The organism is Paenibacillus sp. AGC31 (genome assembly GCF_057334655.1).
In genome coordinates this window covers 10,955-35,912 of sequence record NZ_JBHFJH010000036.1, presented here as the reverse complement: position 1 = coordinate 35,912, position 24,958 = coordinate 10,955, and the positions used below count along the sequence as shown (strand labels likewise).

Sequence of the window (24,958 nt, the reverse complement as noted above, 5' to 3'; positions counted from 1 at the left end):
CATCATGTACTTTGTTATATTTTTGCTCATAGGACTTGTTTTATGTTTTCTGATCCCATTTGGTCCAATAGTGGCCGGGGGCATTATTTTTGCACTTGTTGTAGACCAATACCGTCAGACGATGCATATGCGTGAAGATATCCGGGATATCAAGAATCATCTGGGGCTACTGAACAATAATGAGGCAAAAGAGTACGAGTTGGATAAAGAATATACGCAAGTTGATCAATTGAGTTCAGAAGAAATGAACATGATTAATCGAAGAATCGAAGCGGAACTGGAAAAAGACAGCAAAAAACAATAAACCGTAAATCCTTGTAAAAAAATTCTTGATTTGCTTACTCCTGTGAGTATATTTACCTAGATCGGGAGTCATGCTAATTCGATATTAACTTTTTGTTGCACTGTGTAGAAGTTTGTAATATTATGAGGGAAGCGCGTACAACATATCGGGTTGTAACTGTTGAATCAGGCAAAGCCGTATACCTTGAGAAAAGGGATTGGTTTGTCTTTTTCTGTATATTGGAGTGATAAAGTGAAAATCGAGAAGGTGCTGAACAATAATGCTGTAGTTGCAATGAATGACGAACAGGAAGTTATTATCATTGGCCGGGGGATTGCTTATCAGAAGCGGGCGGGTGATATGGTTTCCGAGCAGCATATCGACAAGATATTTACTTTACAGAATGAAGATATTCAGGAAAACTTCAAGGCATTAATCTCAAGCATTCCTCTGGAATACATGAAAGTATCCGAGGAAATCATCGCTTACGCCAAATTAAAACTTGGCAAGAAATTAAATGAGAGCATTTACTTACATCTCACAGACCATATTCACTTTGCCATTGAGCGGTATCGCAAGAATCTGCCCATACGCAACGGTTTAATCTGGGAGACAAAGCAGTTATACAAAGAGGAATATGAAGTCGGAATGGAAGCGCTCAATATGATCTGTGATCAGTTTGGTGTGATCTTGCCCGAGGACGAAGCCGGTTTTATGGCACTTCACTTTGTCAATGCAGCTTTGAACGAGGAAATGCCCAACATCAAGAGTATGACGCAGGTCATGCAGGAAATCCTGACAATCATCAAGTATCATTTCAAGATTGATTTTGATGAGAACTCACTGACATTTTATCGCTTTGTGACACATTTGAAGTTTTTCGCCCAACGTTTGGTGAAGGGAAAACATTACAAGAGCAACAACGACGATGAACTGTTCCTGATGATTCAGAAAAAGTATCCAGCAGCGCACAAGTGCTCGGAGAAAATCAAGAAATTCATTGAAAGCAACTACACGTATCAACTAACTGACGAAGAATTAATGTACTTAACGATTCATATTGAGAGAGTTGTGAATGCAACTTCTGAATAATCCCATAGATCAGCTTGCAGGGTTGCAACCACTAGGGCAAAACCTGAACGCTTGAATGACAGAACATACCGTTAACCGGATGTTCCATACATTCAGATGTTCAGGTTTTTTTATTCTCTCCAATATGCTCCGAATCCGTGTCTAGCCAGAAAGGAAGAAAAGACTTCATGAAACACGAACAATTAGCCAAGGACATTCTGTCAGGTGTTGGTGGAAAACAGAACATTAACAGCGTGGTGCACTGCGCGACCAGACTTCGTTTCAAATTAAAAAATGACAATAATGCCAAAACAGACGAACTCAAAAATTTACCCGGAGTTATAACGGTAATGCAAAGTGGGGGGCAATACCAGGTCGTTGTGGGTAACGAAGTGTCTGATGTCTATAAAGCCTTGTTACAAGTGGGTAATATGAATGCGGATGAACCGGTCTCAACTGATGATTCAGAATCTTCCGGTAAAAAAGAGAGTCTCTTGGGTCAGTTTATCGACTTGATCTCGGGTGTATTTACACCCATTCTCGGCTTACTTGCTGCTACAGGGATGATCAAAGGTTTCCTGTCCATGTTTACTTCTCTCGAGTGGTTGGACCCGGCTTCAGGAACATATCAACTGTTGAATGCCGCAGGAGACTGTCTGTTCTACTTCTTCCCAATCTTCCTGGGTTACACAGCTATGAAAAAATTCGGTGGATCTCCATTCCTCGGGATGGCCATTGGAGCATCACTTGTATATCCGACCTTATCCGGTCTTAGTGGTGGGGAACCGCTCTATACGCTGTTTGCAGGCACATTGTTTGAATCACCGATTCATATCACGTTCCTGGGTATTCCCGTTATCTTGATGAGTTATTCCTCATCCGTCATTCCGATTATTATTGCTGCTTATTTTGGAGCAAAGGTAGAAACGTTCTTCAAAAAAATCATTCCTTCTGTTGTGAGAACGTTCCTCACGCCATTCTTTACAATTCTGATTGTTGTACCTGTAACATTTCTCTTGATTGGTCCAATCGCGACATGGGCAAGTCAGCTGATTGGTGCCGGGGTATCGGGCATCTATGACTTGAGTCCGTTGGTAACTGGTATTGTTGTGGGTGGATTGTGGCAAGTGTTGGTGATCTTTGGGTTACACTGGGGTATCGTACCAATCATGCTGCTGAATCTGTCCACACTGAAAGCAGATCCGATTCTGGCGATGATGTTCGCTGCTTCTTTTGCTCAGATTGGTGCTGTTCTTGGCGTTATGCTTAAAACAAAAAATACCAAACTCAAATCACTGGGTGTGCCTGCCTTTGTGTCCGGGATTTTTGGTGTAACTGAGCCTGCTATTTATGGCCTTACGTTGCCATTGAAAAAACCATTTATTATGAGTTGTATTGCTTCTGCAACGGCTGGTGGTATTATTGGCTTTGCAGGTTCCAAAATGTTTGTATTTGCTTCAGGAATCTTTGGTGTTCCAGCGCTGATTAGTCCCACAGAGGGGATCAACTATGAATTCTGGATGGCCATGATTGCCACTATCATTGCTTTTGTACTAGGTTTTGTTCTCGTTTATTTTGTAGGATTCAAAGATCCTGCTAATCCAGAGGCTGCCAAACAGGCTCCAGAGCCAGTAAAAGAAGAGAAGGCTGCACTTGAGCCTAATCCCAACAATCGCTACGAAATTGCCAGCCCGATGACGGGTGAGGTAGTTCCTTTGCAAGAAATTAACGATGCTACATTTGCTGGTGAACATATGGGTAAAGGGATCGCTATTCGCCCAACCAGTGGGAGAGTTGTATCCCCGATTAATGGTGTGGTACAGACGATTTATCGTACCAAACATGCAATTGGTCTTGTAGATGATCAAGGTGTAGAGATTCTGATCCATATCGGTCAGGATACGGTACAGCTCAAAGGTCAACATTTCACTGCACATGTGAAAGATGGAGATCGGGTGAGTGTTGGCGATCTGATCGTTGAATTTGATCTGCAGGCCATTATTGAGGCGGGTTATGAGACCGTAACACCGATTATTGTAACGAATACGGCTGATTATTTGGACGTGGTTGCTACAACAAATCGTGAAGTGCAAGAAAAGGATAAATTGCTTACGGTTATTGGTTAATTCTGCTTCGGTGCGTATTTTATTAATGTGAACATTAGCTATAAAGAGACCACTTTGGTGCTTTCGAAGTGGTCTCTTTTTTTTCATTTTCGGTCACTCCTATGTATTTGCGAACTTAATAAAAATAAGTGTTGCAAACGTAGTTCAGATGTACTATGATGAGTTCAAGAAGTAAGCGCATACATCAATCGGATTGTAACTGTTCAATCAGGCAATGCCGACCATCCTCAGTTCAGAGGGGATGACATGCAACTTACTTTCGTTATCCAAATAATTAAATACCAATGTGTACAGCCTTACAGGGTTGCAACCGTTAAGGGCAAAACCTGAATTGCTGAATAACACGACTGATTTCCGGACGATCCGGTATGTTGTGTATGTTCAGTGGTTCAGGTTTTATTTGTTTCAAAAGTCATGGGGAGTCTACTTAGAGAGGGAGAATTACAATGAGCAACTACGATCAATTGGCTAAGGACATTCTGTCACGTGTAGGTGGTCGCGAGAACGTAAACAGTGTATTCCATTGCGTAACAAGACTGCGGTTTAAACTTAAAAATGAAAGCGTAGCCAAAACGGAAGAACTTAAAAATCTGCCAGGTGTTATTACCGTCATGCAAAGTGGTGGACAATATCAGGTCGTTATCGGCAATGAAGTGCCGGATGTATATAAAGCAGTTGTTAAAGTAGGGAATTTCCCAAGTGAAGGACAAGTTGAAGAGGAAACGGACAACTCAGGCAAAAAAGTAGGGTTGTTCAGCCGATTTATCGACATGATCTCCGGTGTGTTCACACCACTACTCGGTTTGCTGGCTGCAACAGGTATGATCAAAGGTTTCACAGCCATGTTTTTATCCTTTGGATGGATTACAGACACTTCTGGAACGTACCAACTGTTGAATGCAACAGGTGACTGTCTGTTCTACTTCTTCCCGATTTTCCTGGGTTACACTGCAATCAAGAAATTTGGCGGTTCACCGTTCCTGGGTATGGCGATAGGTGCTTCATTAGTTTATCCTACGCTGTCCGGTCTGACTGCTGGAGATCCACTGTACACCCTGTTTACAGGTACATTGTTTGAATCACCGATTCACATCACGTTCCTGGGTATTCCGGTTATTCTGATGAGCTATTCAACATCGGTTATTCCTATCATTATCGCTACATTCTTCGCTGTTAAAATTGAAAGATTCTTTAAAAACATTATTCCTAAAGTCGTTAGCACGTTCCTTGTTCCATTCTTTACTTTGCTCGTTATCGTTCCGGCAACATTCATTCTGATTGGTCCAGTATCCACTTGGGCAGGCCAATTGATTGGTGCAGGAGCAACAGGTATTTATGATTTAAGTCCAGTTGCTACAGGTTTGATTATTGGTGGATTGTGGCAAGTGTTTGTACTGTTTGGTCTTCACTGGGGACTCGTGCCGGTTATGCTTCTCAACCTGAGCACATCCGGAGCTGACCCGGTGGTTGCGATGTCTTTCGCCGCTTCCTTTGCTCAAACAGGTGCTGTACTTGCCGTAATGTTGAAAACCAAAAACACGAAATTGAAATCATTAGGTATTCCTGCATTCATCTCGGGTATCTTCGGTGTGACTGAGCCAGCCATCTACGGTCTGACACTTCCACTGAAAAAACCGTTTATCATGAGCTGTATTGCAGGTGGTATCGGTGGCGGTATCTTGGGATTGGCCGGTTCGAAATTATACATCTTTGGTGGACTGGGCGTGTTCGGTTTCCCAAGCTTCATTAATAAAGCAACAGGCGTTGATTCAGGTTTCTATATGGCTCTGGTTGCATGTGGTATCGCATTTATCCTTGGTTTTATTCTGACGTACGTGGTTGGATTCAAAGACAAAGTGGAAGCTACACCAGCTCCAGCACCAGTACTTGATCCAAATCCGAACAGCAGATACGAAATTGTAAGCCCAATGGCTGGTGAAGTCGTTGCATTGAACGAAATTAATGACGTAACGTTTGCAGGTGAGCACATGGGTAAAGGGATTGCAATTCGTCCAACCAGTGGTAGAGTGGTATCTCCAATCACCGGTGTTGTTCAAACCGTATATCGTACCAAACACGCCATTGGTCTTGTCAGCGATGATGGTGTAGAGATGCTGATCCATATTGGACAGGATACGGTCAAGCTGAAAGGTCAACATTTTACAACCCATGTGAAAGATGGAGACCGTGTTAACGCAGGTGACCTGATTGTTGAGTTTGATCTGCAAGCCATTAAGGATGCAGGGTATGAGACGGTTACACCGATCATTGTTACTAATACTTCAAATTATCTGGACGTTGTAGGAACAAAAGATGCATCCGTTCATGAGAAAGATAAATTGATCACGGTATTAAGCTAATTGAAATTACAGATTGTTTAGGAGGGGCTCCTCAATGAATGAAAAGTTTACAGCCTTCCCGGAGAATTTTCTCTGGGGAGGAGCAACCGCAGCGAATCAATTGGAAGGTGCTTATCTGGAAGGTGGCAAAGGTTTAACAACGGTAGATCTGATTCCGATTGGTGCTAATCGATGGAATATTGCTCTGGGTAATCTGGATTCGTATGAGCCCAAAACAGGAGAATTCTATCCTTCACATGAAGCCATTGACTTCTATCATCGATATAAGGAAGATATTGCGTTATTTGCAGAAATGGGATTTAAGTGCCTCAGGCTTTCCATAGCCTGGGCACGAATTTTCCCTAAAGGTGATGAAGCGGAGCCAAACGAAGTAGGCTTGCAATTTTATGATGATGTCTTTGATGAGTTATTAAAATACAACATTGAACCTGTGGTGACGATCTGCCATTTCGATGTACCTGTACATCTGGTCGAGACTTACGGCGGCTGGAAGAATCGTAAGATGATCGGTTTCTTTGAGAAATATGCGACGACTTTATTCAATCGATATAAGAATAAAGTGAAATACTGGATGACGTTTAACGAGATCAACATGTTGCTGCATCTTCCGTATATTGGAGCGGGCATTGTCCTTCAGGATGGTGAAAACAAAGATCAGATTCTGTATCAGGCAGCACATCATGAATTGGTAGCGAGTGCACTTGCTGTTAAGGCTTGTCATGAGATCATTCCGGATGCACAGATTGGATGTATGTTAGCCGCTGGAATGGTGTATCCATACAGCTCTAATCCAGATGATGTATGGAAAGCCATGGAGAAAGATCGCGAATCATTCTTCTTCATCGACGTGCAATCGAAGGGAGCATATCCGGGTTATACAAAAAGATTTTTCAGGGAAAATGACATTCGGATTGACATGCAACCGGAAGACGCAGAGATCTTGATGCAGAACACGGTCGATTATATCGGTTTTAGCTATTACGCAAGCCGATGCACCAGTACAGACCCTGAGATTTTGAAAGATTCGACAGAAGGCAATGTATTTGGTTCGGTGAAGAACCCTTATCTGCAAGCTTCCGAGTGGGGGTGGACCATTGATCCTAAGGGGCTTCGAATTACGCTTAATCAACTGCATGACCGCTATGGCAAACCTTTGTTTATCGTAGAAAATGGACTTGGCGCAACCGATGTGTTGTTAGACAATGACTCCGTAGAAGATGACTATCGCATCGAATATTTGAATAGTCATTTTGCCGAGATGGCTGAAGCGATTCAAGACGGTGTAGAGCTCATAGGTTACACAAGCTGGGGACCGATTGACCTGGTCAGTGCGGGTACCGGAGAGATGAAGAAACGTTATGGCTATATCTATGTAGACCGAAATAATGATGGTACGGGCACACTTCGCAGAGTGAAAAAGAAGAGTTTTCACTGGTACCAAGATGTCATTGCGAGTAATGGCGCACAATATTTCTGATACAAGGTGTCCGACGCTATAGAATAAACAAAGAGCAGTCTCGTTATTACGGGATTGCTCTTTGTTTATAAGTGGATGAATTTGACCCATGATGTGGCTTTCCGATATAATAAAGAAATGAAGAGAATCTTGTCACTTAAGAAAGGGGAGCATCCACTCATGAAGAAAAAATCACTTGCGTTTATATCTTCGGGATATGGATACTCCACTGCTGTCTTTTCTAGAATCTATTCCAAGGGTGAAGTCTGCCCAAAATCGGAAGAAAACTAGAAAATATCGCAGAAAATCTTAAGAATGACGAGGTAATCCAAATGAATATTGACAAAATTACTAGAAAAAATCCAGCAAATATGCCAGCTCCTGTAGGTCAGTACACGCATATTACAAGAATCCCGAGAAATGCAGAGTTATTTGTGACTTCGGGTCAAATTGGAGCAGATCGTGATGGACTCTTTCCAGAGAGTTTGAATGAGCAAGTCACTAATACATTTAATAATATTAAAACAGTGCTCGAATCTGAGCGTTTAGATGCTGAACATATTATCAAAGTGAACGTATGGGCAACCGAGGAAATCGATTGGGATTTCTTATATGCCGAGTGGGGACAATTATTTAGTACGGATTATCCTGCAATGACGATTGGTTACATTACGGCGTTAGGTCTACCAGAGATAAAAATTGAAATAGAACTTTGGGCAGCAAAAGTGTAACATCAAATACTTTTTAACCAAACGAAGGAGCATCTTACTTACAGATGCCCCTTCGTTTTTTTATTTGTGTAAAAATGGAAAGGAAATGCCTTGTGTGCAATCATGAGCAATAGTAGGTGTGTTATGGCACCTGCAAACTCTGATGAGCATTCAGTCGACCATATGTCCAGTAGATCCCGGAGCCTGATACCGGATCAGAAGCGAAACACAGCGCATCCCGAATCTGAGCATTTGTTTTCCCTTGTGCAGCGAGAAGTGCAGCGGCTCCAGCCACATGAGGGGCAGCCATGGACGTACCGCTAAGGTAGGCATAGGAACCTCCCAGGTATGTGGATAGAATGGTATCACCCGGTGCAGCCATATCGACCCAGGAACCGTAGTTGGAGAAATTGGATTTGAGATCGGAAGGGTTGGTTGAAGCGACAGCAATCACATTGGGATACGATGCGGGTACGATTGGGAATGAAGTGTTATCGTTACCGGCTGCGGCAATAATCACAGCTCCTCGATCCCAAGCATACTGTACGGCAGCTTGAAGGAAAGCATTTCCCATTGGCCCACCAAGGCTCAGGTTAACAACCTGTACACCGTTGTTGGCAGCAAAGACAAGCCCGTTACCGACATTACCTATCGTTCCTTGCCCGTTGTTATCCAGTACCCGGAGCGGAACGATGGATGCGAGTGGTGCAGCGCCGGCGATGCCCACACCATTGTTGGTTACGGAGGCAGCGATCCCGGCTACATGGGTGCCGTGGCCGTTCCCGTCCTCAGGGATGTTATCATAATCAACATAATCATAACCGGGGAGGAGCTTGGAGGCCAATTCTGGATGGTTCAACTGTACACCAGTATCGATAATGGCGATTTTGACAGAGCTGTTACTCTGAGTAATATCCCATGCAGCGGGTGCATTGATTTTGGACAGGTTATACTGATAAGGAAAGAAAGGGTCATTGGGAGTGAAGGATGCCTCAACGAGGTAATTCGGCTCTGCATGTTCAATAAGCTCATGATCTTTGTAATGTTTCAGCATCCGGTGCATTTTTTTGCGGGATTCCACACGGTACCATCCTAAATCTTCATAGGTCTCAGCGACCTTACATCTCCCTTTTTTGTGAAGTGTGTGCATCTCATCATCTGTTGTACCCTCCTTGAATTGGACTAAGAGCTGCTTGGGAGCGTGAGGGTGAAACCTGCTCTCAGCAAGTTGGTCCAGATAACGATACACGAACACGATTGCTAGCAAAATGAAAGCAAAAACACCTAACCATAACCACATGAGCGTTTATCCCTCCAATATGAATTGTGACACGCCTTATCGTATGCGAACTCTATCAGACGGCGTGGGCACTCTTGCAATTTGGTTAGTAGTGTAGATAGGTTGATAGGAAGGGATAAGTTCGGTAAGATGAGATGAAGAGAGCAGATACTGGCATGAACAAGCTTTAAGGAAGGGGCAAGAAGCAGCTCCTAATACAGAGGATAAGGAATGTGGATTTATTGACACAACTTCAGGGTATACCGACAGTCACACCAGTTCAGGCACACCAGATTCATGATGCCATTGATTTTGCCATGCGTGTGCGCAGAGAAGTGTTTCCGATGATGGATCATACGAAATTGCCTGTGGACTTCGAGCAGTTCAAAGAACGTTATCTGGACTCCGATGGTTCGATCTTTCTTGTTGCAATGATGGGGGATGCGGGGATCGTCGGTTCTATTGGGATATTACCATATGATGGACGTATCGAAGCTGTGGAAGGTCGATATGCAGCTCGATCGGCTGCCGAAATAGTAAAATGTTATGTAGATCCCGCGTATCGTAGGTTTGGCATTGGTTCGATGCTGATGAACGAACTGGAGAATGTGGTAAAGGATATGCACTATACGACACTGTATTTGCATACACATCGCTTCTTGCCAGGTGCCGAAGATTTCTGGAAACGCCAAGGGTTTACGGTTATTGCTGAGCAGGATGATGACTGGCAAACTGTACATATGGACAAGTTGGCTTGTAAGTGACCTTTGGAATTTATTGAAGGAAAATGACATTGTGATGGTAATGGGAAGCTGGAGCTGTTTGTACCGGACGAGGATGAATATTACTATTTTGATACGCGGATTCTTTTGCCGAATTTTTGGAGAAGTTGATCGTTCAGCGAACACCACGGAATAGGTAATTTTGTATAAGGAAAATGCCTGTCGGCACTCGCTCGGTTAGACATAGACAACATACATGATGGGGGCTAGGCAGATGAACGAAACGAAGCGAAAAATTGTTTTTATTGATATTGATGGCACATTGGTCGACGATGATGGAAACATTCCGTTGTCAGCACAGAAGGCTTGTAAACAGGCCAGAGAGAACGGACATCTGCTCTATTTATGTACAGGCCGATCCAAAGCAGAAATTTATGATTCCATCTGGGATGTCGGATTCGATGGTCTGATTGGTGCAGGTGGGGGTTATGTGGAGTTTGGCAAGGACGTGTTATATCACAAAAGGGTAACAGCGGAAGATGTTCGACATATGGTCGATTTTTTCAATGAAAACGGCATTGACTTCTACCTTGAATCCAATTCGGCATTGTATGCGAGTAACAATCTTCAACCTCACCTGGAACGCCGTATCTATGGCGATGTGGAGAATGACTCTGTAGCCAGAGAGAAGAAAGAGCTGAAACCGCACCCGTTTATTGCCGGATTAACGTATGGAGAGGCCGACCTGTATAAGGAAGATGTGAACAAGGTATGTTTCTTGGAGAGCTCAGTTATCCCGTTCGACCGAATTAAGCAGGAGTTTGCAGGTAAGTTCGAAGTCATTCAATGCACCGTGCCGATCTTTGGTGAAGGAAGCGGTGAACTGATGATCCCTGGTATTCACAAAGCCATTGCGATTGCCGATCTGCTGAAGCATCTGGGCATGTCCCAAGAAGATACTTTTGCCATCGGCGATGGCATGAATGATGCCGAGATGTTGGAATATTGTAACATCGGAATTGCCATGGGTAATGCAAAGCCAGGTCTCAAAGCCATTGCAGATGATATTACTGGAACAGTTGAGGAAGATGGATTGTATCATAGTTTTGTGAAGTATGGATTGATCACTTGATAAAGAAATGAGGCAATCTGAAAAACAGTTAATACGTACACCCTTTGTCCCAAACCTTATTTTAGATCCTGCATATTATTGCAGGGTCTTTTTTTCACGTTCGTTGCAGTATAGGATTCCAGGTAAGGAGAATCGCGAGTCTTGAATGATCAGATCAGAATAGAACAGGCATCTCCTCAATGGAGGTGTCTATTTGCATTATTACTCAGACTACAGACAAGATCCAGTAAAGGACAGCACCAAATGTTCCATCACAGAGGCCAGCAAGGAGCCCAAAAAGAATCACGATTTTTTTTCCGTTCATAGGAATAGGTGACCCTCCTTTTGACTTTAGTTGCATAACTCCCAATGAAAGTTTATTATAAATTTTGAAAACAAGGAATTTATTGGTTTTCAGTTATCGAAGTGCATAAAATATAAAGTTGATACATGGAGGATGCTGGATGAGTAATGTAGCTCTGTTGTTTCCTGGACAAGGTTCTCAGATAGTTGGAATGGGGAGAGACTTTTGGAATAACTTCGATGTGGCTAAGAAGTTATTTGAAGAAGCCAGTGATGCCATTTCTTTCGATTTGAGAAAGTTATGTTTTGAAGGTAGCATGGCTGATTTGACAATGACGATGAATGCTCAGCCTGCACTTTTGACTGTTAGTGTCATAGCATATCAGGTGTATATGCAAGAAATAGGGATGGAACCCGCTTATTTGGCTGGGCATAGTTTGGGAGAATATTCGGCTCTGGTATGCGCTGGTGTTCTATCTTTTCGTGAAGCTATTAAACTTGTGAGACAACGAGGGATCATTATGCACAATGCAGACCCGGATCAGAAAGGTATCATGGCCGCCATTTCAGGTATTCATTTAGATACACTTCAAAACATATGCGAACAAGTTTCCACGATCGAGCGTCCTGCTTGTGTGGCTTGTATGAACGCTGACCAGCAGTTTGTCATTTCGGGACATCGGCACTCTATACAAGAAATTATTAAAAGGACAGAAGCCCTAAGAACGAAACATTCGTATATCAATGTAAGTGGCCCCTATCATTCTCCCATGATGCAAACCGCAGCAGAACAATTCAAAGTTGAATTGGATCAATATCAATATGCCCATGCAAATTACCCGGTTATTTCCAACGTTACAGCAGCACCCTATGAGGCTGATCGATCTGTCGTGGATTATTTAACCATGCAGATGACGATGCCTGTAAGATGGTCAGAGTCTATGCGCTATCTAGTTGCAAATGGGGTTACAGAAGTTATAGAGTTGGGTTCTAAACATGTGTTAGTTAGTCTTATGAGTAAAATAACGAAGCGTATTATACCGTACTCGCTAAGTCAGCCTTCCGATTTAATAATGCTTACAAATACACATGAAAGGAAAAATAAACGGTTAACGATTCGTAAAAAATTGTTATCAGAACTAATAGTAACCGCACTCATCTCACGGAATTATAACGCAGATTCGATATCATACACCCAAACGGTTGAGCCATTATTTCATCATTTACAACGGGTACAGGAACAAATACACAAGAATGGATACGAACTCAGTGAAGAAGAGATAAATGATGCTCTACAGGTATGTCATTCCATTATTATAGCAAAGAAAATTCCATTGGATGGAACCGCGTTGATTGATGCAATCTAGTACCCGATTTGTGCTTTTGCAAGATCTATATTACAGCGACAGACTGCCTTTTTATAAGGTAGTCTTTTTGTCCTTTAATGCATCTAAACTTGTTGAAACTTCAGATGTTTGGTATTAAATATGTCAATAACTCCCGAATCAATCTCTATTTTTTACCATATAGTAACAATAAATTGATTGATTTTACATATATTTCTATGGTAAAATTTTGCTTGAAAATATGTGTAAATAATTAGATAAGCTTGTTAGAGATGATTCATTTGGAGGAGAGATATGTATACTAATCAGTTTCAAACACTAGTGGATGTTATCCGCGACAGAGGTAAAATAACGGACCGAGGTATTCGTTTTATCGATGCGGACAAACGAGAAACTTTTATATCTTATCATCAATTATTTACTGAGGCACAAGGGTATTTAGGTTATCTACAAGCCATCGGAATTAAACCTAAACAAGAGATTATTTTTCAGATTCAAGAAAACAAACGGTTTTTAGTAGCATTCTGGGCTTGTATACTCGGTGGAATGATCCCTATCCCTGTAAGTATTGGTGAAGATGAAGAACAAAACTTGAAAGTATGCCGTATTTGGAATTTGCTAAATAACCCTTTCATGATTGCATCTGAGAAGGTGCTGGATAAAATGAAGAGATTTGTTTTGGAACATGACATGCTTGATTTCCATCATCAATTAGAAGTCAGAACGGATCTGATCCAAGACACCATATATCATTATGAATCTATTAATAATATAGTTGAACCTCAGTCTGATGACTTGGCATTTATTCAATTTTCTTCTGGATCAACCGGTGATCCCAAAGGCGTTATGCTCACCCATCGAAACCTGATTTATAATACTTGTGCTGCTATTAATGGCACACAAATTAGTTCAAACGATAGTTTTCTCTCCTGGATGCCCCTTACCCATGATATGGGTTTGATTGGATTTCATCTCGTACCCCTCGTGGCAGGAATTCATCAGTACTTGCTCCCAACGGAATTATTTATTCGCAAACCGATTCTATGGATGAAAAAAGTAAATGAACACAAAGCAACCATACTGTCTTCTCCTAACTTTGGTTATAAATACTTCCTGAATTTCTTTCGCGAAGACAAAGCGGAGGGATGGGATCTGTCATCTGTCCGAGTCATTTATAATGGGGCGGAACCTATATTACCCGAAGTGTGTGATGAATTCCTAAATGTATTGTCAGCATATCACTTAAAGAAAACAGCCATGTTTACCGTATATGGATTAGCAGAGGCCTCTGTTGCCGTCTCCTTTCCCAAGGTAGAAGAAGAATTTACTGCGGTGTACGTTCACCGGGATCATCTGAACTTAGGGGAGCGTGTCATCGAAGTCGAGAAACATGCTGAACATGTGGCATCATTTGTTGCTGTTGGCGAAGCAATTGATTATTGCCATGTTAGAATTTGCGATGAGGAAATGAACAGTGTTCCCGATTTGGTTATTGGAAAAATTCAAATCAAGGGGGATAACGTCACCCAAGGTTATTATAATAATTCACTAGCAACGGAGAAGTTATTAACGCACGACGGATGGGTGAATACAGGAGATCTGGGTTTTATCATGAACGGAAAACTGGTTGTAACAGGGCGGGAAAAAGACATTATCTTTATCAATGGTAAAAATGTATATCCCCATGACATTGAACGTGTCGCCATACAATTAGATGATATTGAACTCGGAAGAGTTGCTGCTTGTGGTGTGTATGATTCGAATAGTCAAAGTGAAGAAATTATTGTGTTTGTCGTGTACAAAAAAAAGATCGAACACTTCTTGCCGCTTGTTAAAGAAATCAAAAGACATCTATATAAACATGGGGGATGGAGTGTCAAAGAGGTACTGCCCATCAAAAAATTACCCAAAACAACAAGTGGGAAAATCCAGCGGTATCAGTTAGCCAAGCAGTATGAAGCAGGCAAATTCTCAACAGAATCTGCATTCATCCATGACTGGATCAAGAATGACAATGAAAAGGCAAAAGAAAAGGCTGCTGTTTCGGTTCGAGTCATAGAACGTGAATTAACTTCACTATTTTCTGAAGTGCTGGTTGGGAAAAAGGTTGAACTTGAGGATAGCTATTTTGACATGGGTGCAACTTCATTACAGCTGGCCCAAATTGCTGAACGTATAGAACAAAAATATGGAGAAGAGCTTGCTGTTACGGACCTCTTTACCTATCCCTCGATAACTGAATTGGCAGCATATCTGGCTAGAGGTTACAGCGAGACCATGCAAGTCAACAAAACTCAAGAGGATCATACGCCATCCAAAGATATTGCTATTATCGGTATGTCTTTGAATCTCCCTGGTGCATCAAATGCAAGCGATTTTTGGCGTGTTTTGGAAAATGGAACGCATAACATTCGGGACTACCCTGAAAGTCGGATAAAAGACGCTGCGGATTATATACAATCCATGCGAAGTGAATTGAGCGAAGTTCAATGGATCAAAGGTGGTTACTTGGATCAGATTGATCAATTCGACTATTCTTTCTTTGGCATAACCCCAAAAACTGCACAATTTATGGACCCGAATCAAAGGATGTTCTTGCAAACGGCATGGCATACGATTGAAGATGCTGGGTATGCAGGGGAAGGAATCAATGGAAGAAATGTGGGCGTGTACGTGGGGTATTCCAAAGTTGGGTATGATTACGAACGGCTCGTGACGGCGAGTTACCCCGCAGAACTCAAAAATTATATCATTGGAAATTTACCATCTGTACTGGCGAGCAGAATTGCATATTTCTTGAATTTAAAAGGCCCGGCCTTAACAATTGATACCGCTTGTTCCTCCTCACTTGTTGCTGTTCACATGGCATGTAAAGGATTGCTCGCTGGAGACTGTGAAATGGCAATCGCAGGAGGCATTCGAACGGCATTATTACCGATAAGTATCGGACTGGATATGGAATCTCCAGATGCATTCACGAGAACATTTAGCGAAGATGCCAACGGCACGGGATTTGGCGAAGGTGTTGGGTCGGTCATGTTGAAGCCAATGCAGCAAGCGATTAAAGACGGGAATCATATCTATGGTGTGATTAAGGGAAGTGCGATTAATCAGGATGGCAAGACGGTAGGGATCACAGCACCTAACCCGGAGTCACAGACCAATGTGATCGTACAGGCATGGAAAGAAGCCGGCATTTCTCCTGACACGCTTAACTTTATTGAAGCACATGGAACAGGGACCAAATTAGGGGATCCGGTTGAGTTCAATGCTTTGCGTAAAGCTTTTGAGAAATATACGGATCGAAAACAATTTTGTGCAATCGGATCTGCCAAAGCTAACATTGGACATGGTTTTGAAGCGGCGGGGATCGCTGGATTAATTAAATCTATTCTAATGTTTCAACATAGAAAGATTCCACCATTGGTTCACTTTGACAAGCCTAATCCCCTGCTTAAGTTTGAAGATTCACCTTTTTATGTGAATCAGGAACTAATGGCTTTTGGTGAAAAAGAGAGTCCCTTACGATGCGGGGTTAGTTCTTTTGGTTTCAGTGGTACGAATGCGCATGTGGTTCTCGAAGAATATGTTCCTGCCAAAAAAGTAGATAAAAGGGTGTCCCATGAACCTAATCTATTTGTTCTGTCTGCTGCTACGGAACGGGCGCTGAATGAATTGGTCAGAATGTACCATGAATATCTAACCGATCACATGGATGTTCCCATTCAACAAATCTGTTATACAGCCAGTACGGGAAGGGCTAATCTGGATTATCGACTTGCGATTGTAATAACGAGTACACAAGAATTACATGATAAATTGCATCACATTGCAATGGGAAAGGACAAGCTGCCCAATGTCTATTTTGGTTACGCCAAGAAGGACAAGACGCTGGATACCGATCATCTCTATGTTCAGGGAAAGGCAGAATCTTTAAATGAACTCGGTCAGTTATACACACTGGGGGCAGTGATGGATTGGGAAAGATTTTATAATCATGAAGTCATTCGGAAAATTCCATTGCCTCTATATCCATTTGAGCAGAAGCGGTGTTGGATTGAAGTCAAACATACGATACCAGCGGGACATAGTTCAGAGAGGAATGAGGTTCAAATGGAGATGAATACAAACGATATTGAATTAAAGATTAAAACAAGCATCAGTCGTGCATCTGGTTTGAAGTTGGAAGAGCTGGATCATCAAGCTCATTTTCTCCAGATGGGATTGGATTCCATCATTCTTGTGCAAATTCAGAAGGAGATCTCAGAGCTGTTCCGTTTGGATATCCCGATGGAAATGTTTTTTGAAACCCTTACTAATATTAATTCCTTAGTTAAATATGTGTCAGAGAATATAAAGCATCATGATGTATCTGAAAATATAAATAATCAAACAGTTCAGGAGCATGCTGAACAACAAAATCTGGCATCTGTGAACAATATAAACACGGCAAAATCCTCAGGGAATGTGTCGGAACAAATTGTGATGTCTGCAATTCAGCTTATGGAGTCCCAATTAAAAAGTTTGAATGTGCTGTTAGGCGAGCAAATGAATACTGTTCAATCGCCTCTTTTGGAGATGAAACATCATGAAACCAAACCAACCCAAGAGATCCAACCCCATTCGGAATCGAAGGAAGAAAAAAAACCTTTTATACCGTATCAATCGTTGAAGATTCATGAAGAGAGCGGATTATCACCGCTTCAGAACCAGTATGTTGAACAATTTATAGCCAAGTATACCGCAAGAACCAAAGGCTCCAAATTAAAAACAGGCCAAACACGTTTGGTTCATGCGAATAATCGCAATGTATCCGGATTTCGTTCGTATTGGAAGGAAATGGTGTATCCCATTATTTCAACGCGTGCAGAGGGATCTAAGATATGGGATATGGATGGGAATGAGTATTTGGATCTGACGATGGGATTTGGTGTAAATCTATTTGGACATAATCCCGCTTTTATTCGAAATGTAATGGCACAAAGTCTTCAGGAACAGATGCCCCCATTGGGCCCTATGTCAGACTTGGCAGGAGATGTCGCAGCTAAAATTTCCGAGCTGACAGGTGTAGAGCGTGTCGCATTTTATAATTCAGGAACAGAAGCTGTTATGGTTGCACTTCGTTTAGCGAGGGCAGCAACAGGGCGTTCCAAAGTTGTATTATTTTCTGGATCATACCATGGTACACATGATGGGGTGTTGGGTGTAGCGAATCCTGGGGATGCTTTATCGTCTGCGCTGCCTATGGCTCCTGGTATTGTAAATAGCGCTATGGATGATTTGATTATTCTTAATTATAACCATCCGCAATCACTGGATATGATTCAGAACCTAGGTGATGAATTGGCTGCTGTGCTTGTAGAGCCGGTGCAAAGTCGAAGACCTGATATGCAGCCAACACAATTCTTACGGGAACTTAGAGAAATAACAAATCAAACTGGGACTGCACTTATTTTCGATGAAGTCATCACTGGATTTAGAATTGGTCTGGGTGGAGCACAGGATTGGTTTGGGGTTCAAGCAGATTTGGTTACGTATGGAAAAGTGGTCGGTGGCGGGTTGCCTATTGGCATAGTCGCGGGTAAAGCTGAATTTATGAATCCGGTAGATGGTGGAACCTGGAACTTTGGTGATGATTCTTACCCTTCCGATGCAGATAAGAAAACGTTTGTCGGTGGAACCTTCTGTACACACCCTCTTACGATGAGAGTGATGTTAACGGTACTACAGTATCTTCAATCTGAAGCAGAAACCTTATATAAGGAATTAAATGAAAAAACAGATTATCTTGTAAAAGAATTAAATACGTTTTTCAAAACAGCGAATGTACCGATGCAAATGGTGAACTATGGATCTTTATTTCGATTTATATCATTTGGAGATATGGAATTATTCTTCTACCATTTAATCTATAAAGGTTTATATATTTGGGAAGGCCGTAACTGTTTTATATCAACGGTGCATTCCATGGGTGACATGGATACGATAATCAGAATTGTGAAAGAGACGATCCATGAACTTCGCGAGTGGGGTTTTATCCCTGGTGAATCGCCCATGTCGGAATATCCGCTCTCTTTAGAGCAAAAACAATTATTGTTAACTTCATTACATGGGAAAGATGCGAATGCTGCATTAAACCAGAGTGTTATTTTAAAAATGACAGGCGACATAAAGCTTTCTGCACTAGATCAGGCCGTGAATCAAATCGCACAGCGTCATGAAGCCCTGAGAACAGTCATTCATGCCGATCGTGAAACACAACAAATCAGATCCGTAATGGAATTTCAATGTACATGGTTGGATTTCTCGGCATATGCGGGTGAGGATCAAGAACGGGAAATTTCCAATTGGTTATCTGCCGATGCAAATGAAGCCTTCAATTTACAGTCTGGGGAACCTCTATTTAGAATCACCTTGCTTAAAAAGGCAACTGATCAATACCTTATGGTGCTGACATTTCATCATATTGTTGTAGATGGCTGGTCGATTGCTGTATTCATTCAAGAGTTGGAACATACCTATTCTGCTCTGGTCCGAGGAGTTCCGGTTCAATTACCTGAAGCCACTCCATTCCGTGAGTATTTAAGCTGGCAACGACTTGAACATGAAAAAGGGTCATTTACCGAAGGAGTCCAGTTCTGGAAAGAACAATTTTCCTTATCCTATCCCAACATTACACTTCCAACGGCACCGTCCGATGATGTGCCCAAGGGATATGACGGTGAAAGATATTCCATCAAGCTGGATCATCAATTAACAGAGTCTTTGCGAACGTTAAGCATCAATAATAAGAGCAGTTTGTTTGTAACGATGTTTGCAGCGTTTCATTTATATTTGCATCAACTAACAGGGCAGTGTCACCTTGTCATCGGCGTGCCTACAGCGGGTCAGTCTCACATGCGAAAAAATGCGCTGATTGGCAACTGTGTCAACATTGTACCTGTTCATCATGCCTTGTTAACGAAGCAGTCCGTTGTAGAGCATGTTCTTCAGCTCAAGGAAACGCTGGCTCTTGTCATGAAGCATCAGCATGTTCCATTGACCCTCGTATCCGAACAGCTTGCTCATATGACTGCACCGGATACCCGGATTTTATTCAATATGGACAGAACGATTCATCATCTTCAATTTGAAAATATCAAGACTGAATTCATGTCGTATCCGATCAAACATATTTCTTACGATTTGTTTCTTAATATTACGGATGTTAGCCATGAATTGTACCTGGATTTTGATTACAATACCGATCTCATTGGACCTGAGATGATGAAACTGTGGTCTGAAGGATTTAAAGGTTTGCTGCAACATATGGTGAGTCATCCAGAGGCTGAAATCTCGTCTTTGACGTTGTTCTCATCCGAGCAACAGGATCAATTACAAGAGATGTACAATCGGTATGTTACGGAGCGTCTTCCTCACGTTAATCATGCAGCCATATTCGAGTCTCCAGTCAATGACGTGGAGAAAAAGCTGGCCTTGATCTGGGAGGACGTATTATCCCTCGATCAAGTATGGAGAAATGATCACTTCTTTGATCTCGGAGGAAACTCGCTCAAGGCGACAGTCATGCTTTCCAAGGTACATGAGCAGCTTAACCATAAAATTTCAATCGTTCAGTTCTTCCAAAACCAACGTATGAAGCAGCTTGCCAGTCTGATTACAGGCGAGAACGAGGAAACATTCATTCCGATTAAGGCATTGGACGTCAAGGAATTTTATGAGACGTCATCTGCACAACAGCGAATCTACTTTCTGGATCAATTTGAGCCGAATAGTGTGTTTCAGAACATGTGCGGTCATATTACGGTCACGGGAAAAATCGATGAAGCTAAACTAATTTCGTCATTGGAACAAATCGTGCACCGTCACGAAGCATTTCACACCAGTTTCCATCTGATAGATGGAGAGCTTTACCAGCGTATTGCTCCAACGATTGATTTTGAAGTGAAACGATCTCAGGAAAGCTCTGCTTCATTCGAACAACATGTTAAGACGTTTGCCAAACCATTTGATTGCTCCAAAGCGCCATTAATACGTGCCGAATTCATTCGTTTAAACGATGATCATGCAGAGATTCTCATCGAGATGCATCATATTATATCGGACGGATATTCCGTTGGCATTCTTGCGAATGAACTGATCGATGTGTATGACGGAAGAAACATGCCGGAAATTGAGATTGAATACAAAGACTTTGCAGCTTGGCAGAAAGGATTTCTGGCGGGGGAGTCTTATAAGCAGCAAGAAAAATATTGGCTGGATCAATTCAAAGGAGAACTCCCGAACCTTAATCTGCCTACTGATTTTGTTCGGACACCTCATTTGACTTCGGCAGGTTCTAGATTGTCATTTGTGTTGGACGCACACTTGAAGCAGTCGCTGGAGAAGCTTGCGAAACAAACGGGAACTACGATGTTTATGGTGTTATTGGCAGCGTATAATGTGCTGCTTCATCAATATACGGAACAAGAAGACATGATTGTAGGCACGCCAACATCAGGAAGAAACCATCCGGATGTCGAGAATATGATAGGTGTCTTTATCCAGACGGTAGCGATTCGCTCACAGCCGGTGGGGAATAAGTCGTTTCGATCCTATCTCGAAGAAATTAAAAAACAATCCCTGGATGCATTGGATAACCAGGACTATCTTTTTGACAACCTTGTAGAGAATTTAAACACGCATCGGGATACAACCGGGACAGCACTTTTTAATACGATGTATATCTTCTTAAATACCGCGTTGAATCAACGGCAAGAACAGGATTGCAGCTTTAAAGTTAGAGAATTAAATGTCGGTGTATCGTTATATGATCTGATGTTCATCGTTGAGGATGATAATGAGTGTCTGGAAATGCACTTTAATTATAAGACGGAGCTGTTTGAACGGGATACCATCGACAGAATGAAATCACATCTGTTCAACATCCTCAGAGACATTGTGATCGAACCTGATATTGCCTTGTCCGATATTCAAATGCTGTCTGAACATGAGCAGAACGTTCTTTTATATGACTTTAATGATACCAACATAGAATATTCCCGGGAACAGACCATTCAGGAGTTATTCGAAGCACAGGTGGAACGGACACCCGATCAATTAGCCGTCGCTTTTGGAGATGAGCAATGGACGTATCGTCAATTGAATGAACGGGCGAATCAGTTGGCATATACGCTTAGAGCTGAGGGAGTGCAGCAGGATCAATTTGTAGGTATTCTGACAGATCGTTCGATTGATATGATCGTTGGCATCTTTGGCATTCTAAAAGCAGGTGGGGCGTATGTACCGATTGATACGGATTCTCCTGAAGAGCGTATCCGGTACATCCTGCATGATTCGGGGGCAACACTATTAGTCACGCAAACCCATCTCAAGCAGTTGATATCATTCAATGGCCAAATGATGGATTTGAACGATGAAGAAACCTATGCAGCTAATCTGTCGAATCTGGAACCCGCAGGGAATTCCGAGCAGTTGGCTTATGTGATCTATACTTCAGGCACAACAGGCATGCCAAAAGGTGTGATGATCGAACATCGTCAGGTTCATCACTTGGTTAAAGCGTTGTACAGTCAAGTTATAGATGATCAGCATAGCGGTTTGCATGTCGCTTTACTTGCGCCTTACTATTTCGATGCATCTGTGAAGCAGATTTTTGGCGCACTGCTGTCAGGACATGCCTTGTTTATTGTAGACAAGGACACGGTACTGGATGGACAAGATTTAATGAATTATTATCAGCACCACCAAATTGATTTGACAGACGGTACGCCTGCACACCTGAAATTACTATCGAAGGCAAAAAACGTTCAAGGCATATCGCTAAAATATATGCTCATTGGCGGTGAAGCTCTTTCTCAGCAAAGTGTAAATGAAATCACATCATTATTTGCTCTCAATCAGATCACGCCGCCAGCCATAGTTAATGTGTACGGTCCAACAGAATGTTGTGTGGATGTTGCGACATACCGTGTACTTCCAGAACACCTGGATACAGCGAATCAACGAGCTCACCTACCGATTGGTCGAACATTAGGAAATAATCGCCTGTATGTATTAAACAAACATGGCAAAGTTCAGCCTGTAGGCGTCGTAGGGGAATTATGTATCTCTGGCGATGGGGTTGGTAGGGGATACTTGAATTTACCTGAGCTGACAGCAGAAAAATTTGTGCGTGATCCGTATGTCCAGGGAGCGACAATGTACAAAACGGGAGATTTGGTGAAATGGCTTCCCGATGGCCATATCGAGTATTTGGGAAGAATGGATCACCAGATTAAAATTCGCGGATACCGGATCGAAGTAGGAGAAGTCGAAGCAGCACTGTTAGATATAGAGAATGTGAAAGAAGTTATCGTCATTGCACATAAGGATGACCACGGGGACAAATCGTTATGTGCATACTTTACAGCGGATTCCACGCTGACGGTGGGAGAGTTAAAACAAAACCTCTCTAAGGTGTTGCCGAATTACATGGTTCCAGCCTACTTTATACAATTGGATCACATGCCTCTGACATCGAACCGGAAAATCGATCGCAAATCGCTTCCGAGTCCAGAAGAAAACATACAAACGGGAAGTGAATATATAGAACCCCAAACTGGGGTGGAAAAACAGTTGCTGCCAATTTGGCAGGATGTGCTTGCCGTGAAAAAAATCAGTGTGAAAGACAGTTTTTTTGATGTAGGAGGCAACTCTTTACGTGCGACCAAGCTGGCCGCCAAAATCAATCAAAAGCTGAATATCCACATATCGGTAAGAAACGTTTTTGAATGGCAGACCATTGAACAGATGGCTCAATCTATTGAACAAATGGAACAGGAAGTATCAGTGTCCATTCCTCAAGTGGAGGAAAAAGAATATTATCCTATTTCTTCGGCGCAAATGAGAATGTACATTATGAGCATCAAAGCCGGCAAGGAACTCATGTACAACATGTCAGGTATGTTTATGTTGGAAGGATCGCTCGATCGGATCCGATTGGAAGAAGCATTCCAACAATTGATTCATCGTCATGAATCGCTTCGGACTGGATTCAAAGTCATACACGGAGAACCGAAACAGATCGTATACCCTAAAGTGAACTTTGGAATTGAATTGATCGATTCAACGGAAGAAGAGATCGAAGATCGAATTGAACAGTTTGTTCACACATTTGATCTCGGGCAAGCACCCCTTATGAGGGTGGGACTTATTGAACTTCAGCAGGAGCGTCATGTATTGCTGGTAGATCTCCACCATATCATTGCAGACGGACTATCCGTGCATCTTCTGATGACTGAACTTAGCCAGTTCTATAAGGGAGAGGAGCTATCTCCTCTTCGAATTCAGTATAAGGACTATGCTGAATGGCAGCAAATGCAGCTTCATAGTGAGCGGATGAAAAAGCAGGAGAAGTATTGGCTTACTGTGTTTGGTGAGAGTATCCCGCTATTGGATCTGCCAACAGACTACGAAAGACCTGAAACGCTAAGCTATGCGGGAGATGTATTGGACATTGTTTTGCAGGAAGACATCCTTCCAGGCTTAAGGAACATGGAAGCACGGACAGGAACAACGTTATATATGATTCTATTAGCCACCTATACGATTCTATTATCTAAATACAGCGGGCAAGAAGATATCATTGTAGGCACGCCGATTGCAGGCAGGACACATGCTGAGCTGGAGCCGGTCATGGGGATGTTTGTGAATACACTGGCTATTCGAAATTATCCTGCCGCGGATAAAACATTCACGGAGTATCTGCTGGAAGTGAAAGAAAATATGTTGAACGCTTATGAGAATCAGGATTATCCGTTTGAAGAATTGATTGAGAAAGTAAATATAACCAAAGATGCTCGGCGGAATCCGTTGTTTGACACCATGTTTGTATTGCAGAATACAGATGCTTCAGAGATTCAGATGGATGGAGTAACCTGCAAGCCTTATGCTCCAAATACGAGAGTATCCAAATTCGATTTAACGCTGTATGTTGCCGAATTGCAACACAAGTTAGAAGTGGCCTTTGAATACAGTACGATTTTATTTGAGAAAACAACGATTGAAGCGATGTCACAAAATCTGTTGGTCATATTAACAACCATTGCCAACGACCCTCATATTGAAATCAAGAAGATTCAATTGGTTGAAGAATTAATAGATGGGGATACGCTGGCTGATCTAATTGAAGTAGATTTCTTCTAAGCTAA

At 42.2% G+C, this 24,958-nt stretch carries 11 protein-coding genes; 10 read left to right on the top strand and 1 reads right to left on the bottom strand.

Translation table 11 applies throughout. From position 1 onward, the window contains the following. Nucleotides 1-4: 4 nt before the first annotated feature. The 6 genes from ACE04G_RS22755 (at nucleotide 5) to ACE04G_RS22730 (ending at nucleotide 8,027) form a co-directional block, all read left to right on the top strand. Complete coding sequence (locus ACE04G_RS22755) at nucleotides 5-304, top strand: hypothetical protein (RefSeq protein WP_449004853.1); 300 nt, start codon at nucleotides 5-7, stop codon at nucleotides 302-304. 231 nt (nucleotides 305-535) lie between these two features. After that, the gene (licT, locus tag ACE04G_RS22750; RefSeq protein ID WP_036613486.1) at nucleotides 536-1,375 is read left to right on the top strand and encodes a BglG family transcription antiterminator LicT; all 840 of its coding nucleotides are present in this window, start codon (nucleotides 536-538) and stop codon (nucleotides 1,373-1,375) included. A gap of 167 nt (nucleotides 1,376-1,542) precedes the next feature. Then, entirely contained in the window at nucleotides 1,543-3,480 is a 1,938-nt protein-coding gene (locus tag ACE04G_RS22745) for a beta-glucoside-specific PTS transporter subunit IIABC (protein WP_449004854.1), read from the top strand. Nucleotides 3,481-3,926: 446 nt separating this feature from the next. Next, nucleotides 3,927-5,840: a beta-glucoside-specific PTS transporter subunit IIABC gene (locus tag ACE04G_RS22740; RefSeq protein WP_449004855.1), complete on the top strand. Its 1,914-nt coding sequence runs from the start codon at nucleotides 3,927-3,929 to the stop codon at nucleotides 5,838-5,840. Between the two features lie 34 nt (nucleotides 5,841-5,874). Beyond that, nucleotides 5,875-7,317 carry a 6-phospho-beta-glucosidase gene (locus tag ACE04G_RS22735; protein ID WP_339304694.1) on the top strand — a complete coding sequence of 481 codons (1,443 nt, stop codon included), beginning with the start codon at nucleotides 5,875-5,877 and terminating at the stop codon, nucleotides 7,315-7,317. A gap of 311 nt (nucleotides 7,318-7,628) precedes the next feature. Then, nucleotides 7,629-8,027, top strand: coding sequence for a RidA family protein (locus tag ACE04G_RS22730; RefSeq protein ID WP_339304692.1), 399 nt, complete (start codon nucleotides 7,629-7,631; stop codon nucleotides 8,025-8,027). Between the two features lie 121 nt (nucleotides 8,028-8,148). Here the strand turns inward: ACE04G_RS22730 and ACE04G_RS22725 are convergent, their stop codons facing one another. Beyond that, nucleotides 8,149-9,306, bottom strand: coding sequence for a S8 family peptidase (locus tag ACE04G_RS22725; protein ID WP_221820542.1), 1,158 nt, complete (start codon nucleotides 9,304-9,306; stop codon nucleotides 8,149-8,151). Nucleotides 9,307-9,518: 212 nt separating this feature from the next. On the opposite strand from ACE04G_RS22725, the gene ACE04G_RS22720 reads away from it, so the two are divergent. From ACE04G_RS22720 to ACE04G_RS22705, 4 genes are all read left to right on the top strand, one after another. Then, nucleotides 9,519-10,049, top strand: a complete 531-nt coding sequence (locus tag ACE04G_RS22720) for a GNAT family N-acetyltransferase (protein WP_486094847.1) — start codon at nucleotides 9,519-9,521, stop codon at nucleotides 10,047-10,049. Nucleotides 10,050-10,281: 232 nt separating this feature from the next. Then, nucleotides 10,282-11,139: a Cof-type HAD-IIB family hydrolase gene (locus tag ACE04G_RS22715; protein WP_449004857.1), complete on the top strand. Its 858-nt coding sequence runs from the start codon at nucleotides 10,282-10,284 to the stop codon at nucleotides 11,137-11,139. 443 nt (nucleotides 11,140-11,582) lie between these two features. After that, the gene (fabD, locus tag ACE04G_RS22710; protein ID WP_449004858.1) at nucleotides 11,583-12,788 is read left to right on the top strand and encodes an ACP S-malonyltransferase; all 1,206 of its coding nucleotides are present in this window, start codon (nucleotides 11,583-11,585) and stop codon (nucleotides 12,786-12,788) included. Between the two features lie 273 nt (nucleotides 12,789-13,061). Further along, nucleotides 13,062-24,953 carry an amino acid adenylation domain-containing protein gene (locus tag ACE04G_RS22705; protein ID WP_449004859.1) on the top strand — a complete coding sequence of 3,964 codons (11,892 nt, stop codon included), beginning with the start codon at nucleotides 13,062-13,064 and terminating at the stop codon, nucleotides 24,951-24,953. Nucleotides 24,954-24,958 lie beyond the last annotated feature (5 nt).